The following is a 12,217-nucleotide window of genomic DNA, read 5'->3' on the forward strand; positions in this document are numbered from 1 at the left end:
ATAACTAATAAATCATTTTGTATATGATTAAGATAACCCTTCCGGACGGCTCCGTTCGTGAATATGACAAGGGCGTAAATGCCGACCAGATTGCGCTTTCGATTTCTGAAGGCTTAGCAAGAAATGTATTAGCAGCACAGGTTAACGGACAGGTTTGGGATTCGTCGCGCCCGATCGAAGCTGATGCTGAAGTAAAGTTGCTGACATGGAACGACCTTGAAGGAAAGAATACCTTCTGGCATTCTTCTGCGCACCTTATGGCAGAAGCGTTCGAAGCGCTTTACCCGGGTACTAAATTCGGTATCGGGCCTGCTATCGAAACCGGCTTTTATTATGATGTTGATTTCGGCGACCGGGAGTTCTCTTCAGATGATTTTAAACAGATTGAAGACAAGATCATGGAGCTTGCCCGTACAAAGGCTGAGTTTACCAGGACAGCCGTATCTAAAGGCGATGCCGTAAAATATTTTACAGAAAAAGATGATGAGTATAAGCTGGATCTGATCAAGGATCTTGCCGATGGCTCGATCACCTTCTATAATCAGGGCAATTTCACCGACCTTTGCCGCGGTCCGCATATCCCCAACACGGGCTTTATTAAGGCGGTGAAGCTGATGAATGTTGCCGGGGCATACTGGAGAGGCGACGAGACCCGCAAGCAGCTTACAAGGATTTATGGAGTTACGTTTCCGAAGCAAAGCGAGCTGACCGATTACCTGCACATGATCGAGGAAGCGAAGAAGCGCGATCACCGTAAGCTTGGTAAAGAGCTTGAATTGTTTGCATTCTCTGAAAAAGTAGGAATGGGCTTGCCGTTGTGGCTTCCTAAAGGAACTGCCCTGCGCGAAAAGCTGGTTAACTTCCTCCAAAGGGCACAGGTTAAGTCAGGCTACGAGCAGGTTATTACCCCGCACATCGGGCATAAAAACCTGTACATCACCTCCGGCCACTATGAAAAATACGGTGCAGATTCATTCCAGCCGATAAAAACCCCGCAGGAAGGAGAGGAGTTCTTCTTAAAACCGATGAACTGTCCGCACCACTGCGAGATATACAAAACCAAGCCCCGCTCGTACAAAGACCTTCCGGTTAGATATGCTGAATTCGGAACGGTATACCGTTATGAACAGAGCGGCGAGCTGCATGGCTTAACCCGTGTCCGCGGGTTTACCCAGGATGATGCCCATTTATTCTGCCGTCCGGACCAGGTTAAAGAAGAATTTAAGAAGGTTATTGACCTGGTATTATACGTTTTCAAAGCACTGGGTTTCAACGACTACACTGCACAGGTGTCGTTGCGCGACCCCGCTAATAAAGCCAAGTACATCGGTTCAGATGAGAACTGGGATCTTGCCGAATCTTCGATCATTGAAGCAGCTGAAGAAAAAGGCTTGCAGACCGTGGTTGAACTGGGCGAAGCTGCATTTTACGGTCCGAAACTGGATTTCATGGTGAAGGACGCACTGGGAAGAAAATGGCAGCTGGGTACTATCCAGGTGGATTATAATCTGCCAGAGCGATTTGAACTAGAGTATACGGGCCGTGACAATCAGAAACACCGTCCGGTAATGATCCACAGGGCACCATTCGGATCGCTGGAACGATTTGTGGCTGTGCTGATTGAACATTGCGCAGGAGAATTTCCATTATGGCTTACACCCGAGCAATTCATAGTGCTGCCGATCTCTGAAAAATATGAGGATTATGCAAAAAAAGTTTTAGAATCCCTTAATAATACCGATATTCGCGGCTTGATTGACTCCAGAGATGAGAAGATTGGCCGCAAAATACGTGATGCCGAAGTGAAGAAGATTCCGTACATGCTCATAATTGGTGAAAAAGAAATGAATGATGGTATGGTTTCTGTAAGGAAACATGGCCATGGAGATGCAGGGAGCATGACATTGGAAGAGTTTAATAATCAGTTAGTTAAAGAAATAACCATTTAAGGAAATATAATTTGGCATTAGGAAGACCAGGATTTAATAGAGGACCACGCCCTCCGTTTAAAAAGAAGGAAGCTGAGCATAAGATCAATGATCTTATCAGAGCACCGGAAGTTCGGGTAACAGGTGACAACGTGGTCACAGGTATTTATCCTTTCAGAGAAGCTTTAGCTATGGCTATCGAGCAAGATCTAGATCTTGTAGAGATTTCGCCAAATGCAGTTCCGCCAGTATGTAAGATTGTTGATTACAACAAGTTTATATACGAGCAGAAGAAGAAAATGAAGGAAATTAAGTCCAATGCGAAGCAAACGATCATTAAAGAGATCCGTTTTGGGCCTAATACCAATGATCATGATTTTCAGTTCAAACTGAAGCATGCGATAGGATTCCTTGAGGGTGGTGAGAAGGTTCGGGCTTATGTACACTTTAAAGGGCGTGCTATCGTCTATAAAGAGCAGGGTGAGATCTTATTGTTGAAATTTGCTCAGGGATTGGAAGATGTAGGTAAAGTTGAGCAGTTGCCGAAGCTGGAGGGGAAGAGGATGTTTTTGACGGTGGCCCCGAAGCACGCGGGGAAGAAATAACAATTTGTCGATTTGTCAATTTGTCGATTAGACAATTTGCACAACGACAGAGAAATTATAGGGGTTTGTTAGTGAGGCGTTTAGATTAAGCGTTTAGTTTCATTGACAAATAGACAAATTGAATAATTGACAAATATAAAAATAGAGTTATGCCAAAAATGAAGACGTGTTCCAGTGCAAAAAAGCGCTTCAAGCTTACCGGAACAGGTAAAATCAAAAGAAAGAACGCTTTCAAAAGTCACATCTTAACCAAGATGAGCACTAAACGCAAGCGTGCTTTAGGTCAGACAAGTTTAGTATCTGACGCAGATATGGGCAACGTTAAGCGTATGCTTTGTATCGGAAAATAAGTAACAAATTAATTTAACCAGGTATCAGGTCTTAAGTTTCCCTAACAGGAACACCGCTTACCAAAACACAAAACAACATGCCACGTTCGGTTAACGCAGTAGCGTCAAGAAGAAGAAGAAAAAAGGTCTTAGACCTAGCCAAAGGCTATTGGGGATCAAGAAGCAAGGTTTTTACCGTTGCTAAGAACACAGTCGAAAAAGGTTTGCAATATGCTTACCGTGACCGTAAGACCAAGAAAAGAGAATTCAGAGCTTTATGGATCCAGCGTATCAACGCAGGTGCCCGTCAGCACGGATTATCATACTCAGTATTAATGGGAAAATTAACTGCAGGCGGAAATCAATTAAACCGTAAGGTTTTAGCTGATCTTGCAATGAATCACCCGGAAGCTTTCAAAGCTGTAGTTGATACTGTTAAATAGATTTTATTAATATAATGAGGAAAGGGAGCTGAGAGGCTCCCTTTTTTTGTTGAGGGGAATTTAATCAAAATCCTTTTGTACCACCTAGGGTTCCGTGCAGCTCTTAAAGGATCGCCTAATACTAAAAACAGCTGATAAATACTTCAAAATTAAGGTTCTAGGCAACAAAAAAAGCCCTTTTTTCAAGAGGGCTTAATTACTAATATCTCCAGCCTAGTTACAGCACATAGTAGAGGCCAAGTGATAAAATTGAACGGAGGCCCTGCGAAGATGCCTGTCCTTCCTGTGAATTAATAAATCCCTGGTAAGCTGCTTCCGCTGTGAATTTTCGGGTGTTATAGGACACCGGAAGTTTTAAGCCATAAGACAATATGCCAAAACTGGTGCTTTGAACGGTCCTGTATTGCGGTTTCTGTTTGCCACCCTGCCCGGGAAGTTTTATGAATCCAATACCGGTACTTCCACTTGATTGAGGAACCTCTTCTGTACTTGTGATCTGCTGGGTACTTCCGACGACTTCAAAAGCAGGTTCAATGCTTAAATATCGGCTTTCATCAAAGGCGATCAGTTCAATTGTTTTTTTGACATCAAATGTTGTAAACAAGGCACCATTCTCACCTGGATTATAGTCAGCATTTAATCCAGCATTCAGCCAGGTGAAATCATATCCTAATTTGGCCGAAAACATGTTCAGGTTCTCGGACTGTAAAAAGAAAGAGACGTCAGGAAAGAATGAACGAGTGTAACTTAATCCTCCCGTTAGTTTTTCTGTTAAATTGAAGTCATACCCGGCCGTAAGAGATCCTCCGGATGTCCCTTCGTCAGCATTTAATATTTTATAAACAGAACCTGAAAAGTATATCCCTGAATTAAATGCAAGGCCGATATAGCCCAGTCCGTAAGGGGTTCGATTAACAGAGGTTTGACCGTAATAATTAACGTCGCTGCTGTAAATGCCTGCGAGTGTCAGACTGGGTTTGGTGCTTGTTTTCAGGGTATCTCTAAGACCTTGCTGAGCATACGTCAAAGTGCAACAAAAAAGCAGCAAAAATGTAAGTTGATGTTTCATCTAAAATTCGTTTAGTATGTATAAAAACAAAGATGAGTGAATTGTTCGGTATATAATAAAAGAGTTGCCTTTCAAGGCAACTCCTAAATCGATTCAATTTATATTAAAGCCCTACACGTACTTTTTTACCTGCCGAAACATCCACACCTGTTTTTACCCTTGTTTTGGATTTGGCTCCTGTACTGATGTCACCTCCTTTGGCTTTGCCTTTGTTGCCTTTGCCAAGGGAAACCCCACCAGCTACTTTTCCATCGACCTCATTTTCCACTGATCCGTTTAATAGTCCATCATCTGCACGGTCCGATCTGCGTGTTTTCGCTTCCTCTTTTCTCGCCTCTCTGCGAGCGCTCTTATCATCAGATGATAAAATACCTTCGCCTTTTAGTTCTGAGTTTGATTTTGCGACTCCGCTAATTGCTGCACCTTTCTCACGGCCTTCTAGAGTGGTTTCCGTAGCAATTTCACTGACAGCTTTTCCATGAGCATTTTTCTCTGATCCGGATTGATCCATCCGGCTTTCATCAGAACGTTCTGCTTTGTTAGCATCTTTACGAGCTTTACGTGCGGCCTTTTCATCCTTTGACATTTTGCCGTCGCGGTTTAAATCGTCTGTTTTAAATTCGACATCAGATTTAGCAGTCCCACTGACTTCAGCACTTTTTTGCTTATCCTTATTGGTGTTACTTTTTGCGCTTGCACTAACATCTGTTTTAACTTGTGTTTTAGTTTGCGCGAATGCAGTTACAACAAATAATGCCATTGCTGCTGAAAGGATTATCTTTTTCATAATAGAGTTTGTTTGGTTTAATTCAAACCTAAAGCCGTTAAATGAAGAAAACATGAAATTTCGAGAAAAACATAAATATCCTGATAACACCAGCGCCAGATACTCTTTTGTTTGACAAAGGCGATTGCATGTTGTTGCCATAAAAGTTTAAATTATTGACTGCCGGTTTTTCTACACTTTTTGGAACTATCAGGAAGCCGACTGCTCCCGAACGCCCGGAAGATGCGTGTTTCGAGATCTACACTACTTTTTAGTTACTTTTGTACTGGGTGAGTTTATGTCCGCTAATCACGGCACAACTTAACCTGAAACGCCTAACTGCAACCTAATAGAAAAGTGCAGTTGAATGAGTGAAAATTAAGATTTCGACTGTTTGGATAATTTAAAATATGAAAAAGATTCTACTCGTTTGTCTATTTTTTTTTGTGACTGGAACTGCTTTCAGCCAGACCGACAGAACACAAAACTGGCAAAATGATATTGATTTTTTAGCTACTGAAATTAAAAAGCAACATTACGTTTATAAATACAGGGATATTCCAGATGCTCTGACAAAAAAGATTGAAAGTCTGAAACTTAAGATCTCTTCGTATAGCGATGAGAGGATGTTGATAGAATTACAGCGGCTGATGTTTTATCTCGGCGATGGTCATTCGTATATGTTCCCATTTGGTGCAAAAATTACACAATCACATTTTCTGCCATTGCAACTTTACGTGTTTTCTGACGGGGTGTTTGTTGTTGACGCAGATGAGGCCCATGCAAATTTGATAGGTGAAGAGGTTGACAAGAGAACTATTTATTAAGCCGACCCTTACCATGGAATTGTCTTCTAAAGATTTTTTTAAAAACCAGGACCCGCTTTTAGATGCTATTTTAAACGATTTTAATAATCAATAGCGCAACAGTTTCCAGGTGGATTTCTGATAAATTCCAGTCCGCTATCCTGATCTCTTATTGGACAATTTAAGGCATCCTGCGGTATGGGAATGATAGTATATTTCGCCGGACAGGAGTCCTTAGTTCTATGTTTAGATTGAAGTGACCCTTCGGAACACTTAAACCAAAGGGAGTGGAACAAGGTTGCAGACCTTAAGTTTGCCTGCCAGGCTAATGAAATGGAAATACGGGTGCCAAGGAAGGCACTTGGAATAACCGGAGACACCTTCACTCTTGATTTTAAATGGGCAGATAATTCCGATCTTAAAGGTAATGCTATCAATTGGCTTGATAAAAGAGAAGCTGCACCGAATGCGAGATTTGCATAGAAGTATATTTTCTCTGGTAAATAATTACTTAGCTTTATGGTCTTTTCAATAGAAAATAATGCTTCACTGATAGAGTATGGTGGTAACTAGGATTAAGGCGGATGCGCTATTAGCATTTATATTATTTTTTTCTTTGAGCCTTTACTCTCAAAACAAGCATGAAAATCCAAAACTCATAAGGGTTGCTGACGCTTGGGCAAAGAACTCGGTAAACACCGTTATATTTCGGCGTAATTCCCTTATAACACACAAAAATCAGCAATACATAGCATACTATGACCAGGACAAGAATCTGGTGGTCGGAAAGAGGAATCTGGGCTCTTCCGAATGGAATTTAAATACCACTTCTTATAAAGGCGACGCAACTGATGCTCATAAATCAATCAGCATTATTGTAGATGGAGATGGCTACCTTCATGTAGCATGGAACCAGCATGGCAATGCGTTGCATTATTGTAAAAGTATTAAACCGGGTTCTTTAGAGATGAGTGAAAAAATGTCTATGACAGGTTTTAAGGAAAAATCTGTAACCTATCCCGAATTTTACTTGGAGCCTGATGGCGACCTTATCTTCCTTTATCGTGATGGAAGTTCCGGGAATGGAAGCCTGATGCTTAACCATTATGAGTGTAAAACAAAAAAGTGGACTCAGGTTCAAGACGGTTGGATAAGCGGAGAAGGGAACCGTAATCCTTATTGGCAGGCCTTTATTGATAATAAAGGTACGATTCACATTTCCTGGGTCTGGAGAGAGACTCCTGATGTGGCTACCAACCATGATATGGCTTATGCCCGTTCTAAAGATGGTGGTAAAACCTGGCAGAAAAGTTCAGGAGAAAATTATATTCTTCCTGTAACGTTTGCCAAGGCAGAGTATGCAGTTAAAATTCCCCAGAATTCCGAACTTATAAACTCCACTTCGATGACAGCTGATAATGATGGTAATCCATACATTGTTAGTTATTGGAGAAGCGCAGATAACCCTGTTCCCCAATACCACATCATTTTCAAGACCGGGGCTAGATGGGTGGTGCAGCAGGTGTCAAACAGGACAATACCTTTTAGCCTTCGCGGTGGCGGTACTAAGCGTATCCCAATCTCGAGGCCACAAATTGTGGTTCGGCAAAAAGGCACTGAAAAACAGTTATTAATAATTTTCAGAGACGAAGAAAGAGGCAGCAAAGTGAGTGTTGCAATGAGCCCTGATATATCAGCCGGGAAATGGAGCCTTAAAGATCTGACCGCATTTTCTGTTAATATGTGGGAGCCGAGTTACGATACGGAGCTTTGGAGGAAAAAGAAAAAGCTGCACATTTTTTTGCAGAATGTGGACCAGGGAGATGCAGAAACGATACGGGAGATACAAGCTCAGCCAGTAAGTGTATTGGAATGGAAACCGGTCTGGAAATAAAATTCATCATTACTAAAATGAATTATTTGTATGGGAAGATTATTTTAGCCGTACAAAACCAATTAAATGCTAACTTAGGCGTTAAATACAGCGTGGTAAAAGCGATTAACATATTCCTTTTGGTTTTCTACTCATTTGGGAGTTCTTGTTTACCCTTAGCCGACTTTTCTTTACTACAATATTTGCCGGAAATGTACCAGCATTGCAAAGCAACAGAAGATAAAGATATGGCACCGCTTGACTTTTTAACAGACCACTTGATTAATATTGATAGCTTATTTGACAGGCACAGTAATGGGGATGAGCAAAAACCACATTCGCCCCTTCAAAATCAACACATTTCGCACTTCGTTGTATTTCAAATTCCTACAGTTCTCGGTTTGAACTCAACTAACACCTTTTTTGTAAAGCAATCATATCTATTCTGTTTCGACTTATTTGTTAAATCGGAATATATCTCTAAAGTCTTCCGTCCCCCAATAGTGCACTCATTAGTTTGACCTGGCTTGTAACCCAAGCGACAACTCACATTTATTATAAACAATTTTACTAAGCACTATAATGAAAAAAATATTTTTCGTTGTTATGGCATTTGTTTGTGCCTACACAACAACTTTTGCGCAAAGCAAAACGCCAAAGGCTGTTACTACAGCATTTAATCAAAAATTTCCAAACGCTTCAAACGTAAAATGGGACAAAGAAAATGCTCACGAATATGAAGCGTCTTTTGACTGGAAAGGCCAAAAACATTCAGCCAACTTTAATGATACTGGCGAATGGCTGGAGACTGAAAGCCCAATTACCTTCAATCAACTTCCTGAAAAAGTGAAGAAAGCGTTTAATGCATCTCATAAAGGAAAAATTACCAAAACTGTTGCCAAAATTGAGACTTCAAAGGGGCAGACCCAATATGAAGTTGAAGTTAAACAAGGCTTAAAGACCGTTGAGTTTTTTTACAACGCTAATGGAAGTATAATAAAGGAATAATTAACCAAAATCGGCCTGTTTAAAGCGGGCCGATTTTACCTTTATTTAAAATGACCAGCCCGGATGAACAGGCTGTGCGAAGAAGAAGCCATTTTCTTAGAAATGTCAGACCTTAGGTGACAGTAAAATAATTTATCAATATAGGATCAGGACAAAAATATAGGCAGACTGAAATAAAACACAGAACCTTCCCCGTGTTCACTTTCTACCCAGATCTTCCCCTCATGGGATTGAATGATCTCGGCGCTGAGGTATAGCCCAATGCCAAATCCTGAAACATATTTTGTATCCATATTATCTACCCGGTAATAGCGATCGAATAAGTTAATCTGATCTTCAGCTTTGATGCCTTAGTGTCTCTAACTGAGCAAATGAACGTTTGTGATGCTATCTGGTTATTTTTACACATTTAATTCATACGCATGATAAATTTATATACGTATCTTTGTATTATGAAAGCAAAACTGAACTTAACCATAGAGCAGGATATTTTGTTTCTGATGAAACAGTACTCAGTCCGTCAAAAAAGAAGTATTTCTGAAATAGTTGAAGATTATTTCCGGGTTATAGCAGCGCCAAAAAAGAAGGAAAGCTTTGTGGAGATGATCAATAACCTTCCAAAGCCAGCGATTGATATCAATCCAGATCTTGATCTAAAAGAAGAGTATTACAAAGCAAAAGCTAAGAAATATGGCTTCTAAGGTTTTTTTAGATGCTAATGTAATTCTGGAGTTTTTTCTGAGAAGAGAAATGCTGGATGATGCGAGAAACATATTCATACAAATACAAGAAGGAAACGTTAGGGGATTCACTACTGCTTCGGTAATCCAGACGTGTGGATATATCCTTATTAGATCCTTTGGAAACGAAACCACCAAAAAAATTTTGCTGGGAATGCTCACTTATGTTACTGTCATAGGATGCAGACATGAGACCGTTATTTCGGCGCTTAATTCTATTATTTCAGATCCTGAGGATGCGATACAATATTATTCGGCCGTTGAAAATAATTTAGATTTTTACATTACTTTCGACAAGGGTCTGATCAGGCAATCAAAACCTAACTTGCCAATTCTGACGCCCAAAGATTTTTTAAATAGTTGACTATGGACTTTGGCCGCTTACCTGATAACGAATTCCCCTTGGTAGACTTTGCTCTGCCCTTAGATCCCGCTATTACTGCGCAGGTTCTGAAGGAGGCTGTTAAGCCAGAGAAACTGGAGCTATACGTAGGCTGCGCCAAATGGGGCAGAAAAGAATGGGTAGGCCTGATATACCCGCTTAAAACCAAGGAAGCAAACTTCCTGGCTGAATATGTAAAACATTTTAATAGTATCGAACTGAATGCCGTGTTCTATAATATGCCTAAAAAGGAGCAGGTTAATCTATGGCGTGAGAAAGCGGAAGCATCGCGTGATGATTTTAAGTTTTTTCCAAAATTTACTCAGAGCATCAGTCATATGAAAAGGCTGAAAGGAGCGGAGGAGGTAACTTCGCAATACTTAGAAAGTATCTCAGAATTTGGCAATACACTTGGCCCGGCATTTTTACAGCTGAGCGATAATTTCGGACCAAAGAATTTTGATATTCTAAAAGAGTATCTCGAACATCTCCCAAAAGATTACGATGTATTTGTGGAGGTAAGGCATAAGGGCTGGTACGTCGACCCTATTGCCAGAAAAGATCTTTTTGAAATGATGCGTGACCTTAAGAATGGTTCGATCATTACTGATGCGAGCGGTAGAAGGGACTGTGTGCACATGGAGTTAACTACGCCTGAAGCATTTATTCGCTTCGTTGGCAATGGACTTCATCCTACAGACTTTAGTCGAATTGATGAATGGGTAGAGCGTTTAGGACAATGGTCAGATCGGGGATTAAATAAGATCTATTTCTTCCTGCATCAGCACGATGAAAAGGACACGCCTATATTGGCTGATTATACCATCAAAAAGCTTAACGAGAGACTTGGAACTGATCTGGCGCGACCGGGGTTGATGGTGGCTTCGACTTTGTTTTAGGATCCGGACCCCTCAGTCCCGCGAAAAGCGGGACAGCTCCCCTTGAAAAAAGGGGAGCACGATACGTACACACCGGGTGTAACCACTTATACTGGGAAAATGCCGCTGATTAATACCAGCGCCTTTTTGGGTTATTGTGGGCAATGCGCGGCAATGTCATTGCGAGCTTCGCGAAGCAACTATTTCTCATCCAGCACCTTAGTAACCAAAGCAGCAGCTTCTTTCAATAAGATAGCGGAGTATACTTTTAGACCTGACTCGTCAATCAGCTTTTTAGCTTCTACAGCATTAGTTCCCTGGAGACGAACAATGATTGGCACCGGGATGTTTCCGATCTCTTTGTAAGCATCGATAACGCCTTGTGCAACACGGTCGCAGCGGACGATACCACCAAAGATATTGATCAGGATAGCTTTCACATTTGGATCTGATAAGATGATATTAAAACCAGCCTTAACAGTTTCGGCATTGGCTGTTCCGCCAACGTCAAGGAAATTTGCCGGCTCACCGCCTGCAAGCTTAATGATATCCATTGTTGCCATTGCAAGTCCGGCACCATTAACCATACAGCCTACGTTTCCGTCAAGCTTTACATAGTTCAGGTTGGATTTGCTGGCTTCAACTTCTGTAGGATCTTCTTCGCTTGTATCGCGCATAGCTTCATAATCCTTGTGACGGAATAAAGCATTATCGTCAAGATTTACTTTTGCATCAACAGCAAGGATCTTGTTATCAGATGTTTTAAGAACCGGGTTGATCTCGAACATTGCTGAATCCGTTTCATCATAAGCCCTGTATAGAGTAGCGATAAATTTGGTCATGTCTTTAAACGCTTCTCCGCTAAGGCCAAGGTTGAAGGCAATTTTACGAGCCTGGAAGCCCTGAAGACCAACTTTTGGATCTATTTCTTCTTTAAATATAAGGTGGGGGGTGCGCTCTGCTACTTCCTCGATATCCATTCCGCCCTCGGTAGAATACATTACGATGTTACGGCCTTTAGCACGGTCAAGTAGAACACTTATATAATACTCCTTAGTTTCACTTTCACCGGGATAGTACACATCCTGAGCAATTAAAACTTTGCTTACCAGCTTGCCTTCGGGACCAGTTTGAGGAGTTATGAGCTGCATGCCGAGGATTTGGCCAGCTTTTTCTTTGACTTCATCAAGATTCTTCGCCAGCTTAACGCCGCCGCCTTTACCGCGGCCACCCGCATGGATCTGTGCCTTAACTATAACCCAATCTGAGTTGTATTCTGTTTTCAGCTTTTTAGCTGCCTCAACAGCTTCTTCTGCAGTTGACGCGACGATGCCTTCCTGAACTCTGACACCGAAGCTTTTTAATATTGCTTTACCCTGATATTCGTGAA

General features: G+C 41.4%; 16 protein-coding genes. 12 read left to right on the forward strand and 4 right to left on the reverse strand.

Annotated features, from left to right (window positions below):
• Positions 1-23 precede the first annotated feature (23 nt).
• From thrS to rplT, 4 genes are all read left to right on the forward strand, one after another.
• Positions 24-1,949 carry a threonine--tRNA ligase gene (thrS, locus tag WKF69_RS15270; RefSeq protein WP_340382953.1) on the forward strand — a complete coding sequence of 642 codons (1,926 nt, stop codon included), beginning with the start codon at positions 24-26 and terminating at the stop codon, positions 1,947-1,949.
• A gap of 11 nt (positions 1,950-1,960) precedes the next feature.
• Positions 1,961-2,533, forward strand: coding sequence for a translation initiation factor IF-3 (gene infC, locus WKF69_RS15275; protein WP_340382955.1), 573 nt, complete (start codon positions 1,961-1,963; stop codon positions 2,531-2,533).
• Between the two features lie 149 nt (positions 2,534-2,682).
• Positions 2,683-2,883, forward strand: a complete 201-nt coding sequence (gene rpmI / locus WKF69_RS15280) for a 50S ribosomal protein L35 (RefSeq protein ID WP_340382957.1) — start codon at positions 2,683-2,685, stop codon at positions 2,881-2,883.
• 77 nt (positions 2,884-2,960) lie between these two features.
• Complete coding sequence (gene rplT, locus WKF69_RS15285; protein ID WP_340382958.1) at positions 2,961-3,305, forward strand: 50S ribosomal protein L20; 345 nt, start codon at positions 2,961-2,963, stop codon at positions 3,303-3,305.
• Between the two features lie 217 nt (positions 3,306-3,522).
• On the opposite strand, the gene WKF69_RS15290 is transcribed toward rplT, so the two are convergent.
• Entirely contained in the window at positions 3,523-4,374 is an 852-nt protein-coding gene (locus tag WKF69_RS15290) for a hypothetical protein (RefSeq protein WP_340382960.1), read from the reverse strand.
• Between the two features lie 103 nt (positions 4,375-4,477).
• On the reverse strand, positions 4,478-5,161 hold the full coding sequence (locus WKF69_RS15295; RefSeq protein WP_340382961.1) for a hypothetical protein: 684 nt from the start codon (positions 5,159-5,161) through the stop codon (positions 4,478-4,480).
• 389 nt (positions 5,162-5,550) lie between these two features.
• Here WKF69_RS15295 and WKF69_RS15300 point away from each other — a divergent pair, with 389 nt between their 5' ends.
• From WKF69_RS15300 to WKF69_RS15320, 5 genes are all read left to right on the forward strand, one after another.
• The gene (locus tag WKF69_RS15300) at positions 5,551-5,967 is read left to right on the forward strand and encodes a hypothetical protein (RefSeq protein WP_340382963.1); all 417 of its coding nucleotides are present in this window, start codon (positions 5,551-5,553) and stop codon (positions 5,965-5,967) included.
• A 312-nt stretch (positions 5,968-6,279) separates the two neighbouring features.
• A complete protein-coding gene (locus WKF69_RS15305) occupies positions 6,280-6,429 on the forward strand; it encodes a hypothetical protein (protein WP_340382965.1) in 150 nt (49 codons plus the stop codon).
• A 133-nt stretch (positions 6,430-6,562) separates the two neighbouring features.
• Complete coding sequence (locus WKF69_RS15310; RefSeq protein WP_340382967.1) at positions 6,563-7,840, forward strand: BNR repeat-containing protein; 1,278 nt, start codon at positions 6,563-6,565, stop codon at positions 7,838-7,840.
• Positions 7,819-8,340 (forward strand): hypothetical protein, encoded by a 522-nt coding sequence (locus tag WKF69_RS15315; RefSeq protein WP_340382969.1) that lies wholly within the window; start codon positions 7,819-7,821, stop codon positions 8,338-8,340. Before WKF69_RS15310 ends, WKF69_RS15315 begins: the two co-directional genes overlap by 22 nt.
• A 61-nt stretch (positions 8,341-8,401) precedes the next feature.
• On the forward strand, positions 8,402-8,827 hold the full coding sequence (locus WKF69_RS15320) for a PepSY-like domain-containing protein (protein WP_340382971.1): 426 nt from the start codon (positions 8,402-8,404) through the stop codon (positions 8,825-8,827).
• A gap of 146 nt (positions 8,828-8,973) precedes the next feature.
• Here WKF69_RS15320 and WKF69_RS15325 read toward each other — a convergent pair whose 3' ends face one another.
• The gene (locus tag WKF69_RS15325) at positions 8,974-9,174 is read right to left on the reverse strand and encodes an ATP-binding protein (protein WP_340382981.1); all 201 of its coding nucleotides are present in this window, start codon (positions 9,172-9,174) and stop codon (positions 8,974-8,976) included.
• 105 nt (positions 9,175-9,279) lie between these two features.
• Between WKF69_RS15325 and WKF69_RS15330 the strand changes: the two genes are divergently transcribed.
• From WKF69_RS15330 to WKF69_RS15340, 3 genes are read left to right on the forward strand one after another with little or no spacing between them, the layout of a single operon-like run.
• Complete coding sequence (locus WKF69_RS15330) at positions 9,280-9,528, forward strand: DUF6364 family protein (protein WP_340382973.1); 249 nt, start codon at positions 9,280-9,282, stop codon at positions 9,526-9,528.
• Positions 9,518-9,931 carry a PIN domain-containing protein gene (locus WKF69_RS15335; protein ID WP_340382975.1) on the forward strand — a complete coding sequence of 138 codons (414 nt, stop codon included), beginning with the start codon at positions 9,518-9,520 and terminating at the stop codon, positions 9,929-9,931. Before WKF69_RS15330 ends, WKF69_RS15335 begins: the two co-directional genes overlap by 11 nt.
• A gap of 2 nt (positions 9,932-9,933) precedes the next feature.
• Entirely contained in the window at positions 9,934-10,848 is a 915-nt protein-coding gene (locus WKF69_RS15340) for a DUF72 domain-containing protein (RefSeq protein ID WP_340382977.1), read from the forward strand.
• Between the two features lie 179 nt (positions 10,849-11,027).
• Here WKF69_RS15340 and sucC read toward each other — a convergent pair.
• On the reverse strand, positions 11,028-12,217 hold a 1,190-nt coding region (sucC, locus tag WKF69_RS15345), incomplete at its 5' end, for an ADP-forming succinate--CoA ligase subunit beta (protein ID WP_340382979.1).

This window comes from Daejeonella sp. (genome assembly GCF_037719425.1).
GTDB lineage: Bacteria > Bacteroidota > Bacteroidia > Sphingobacteriales > Sphingobacteriaceae > Daejeonella.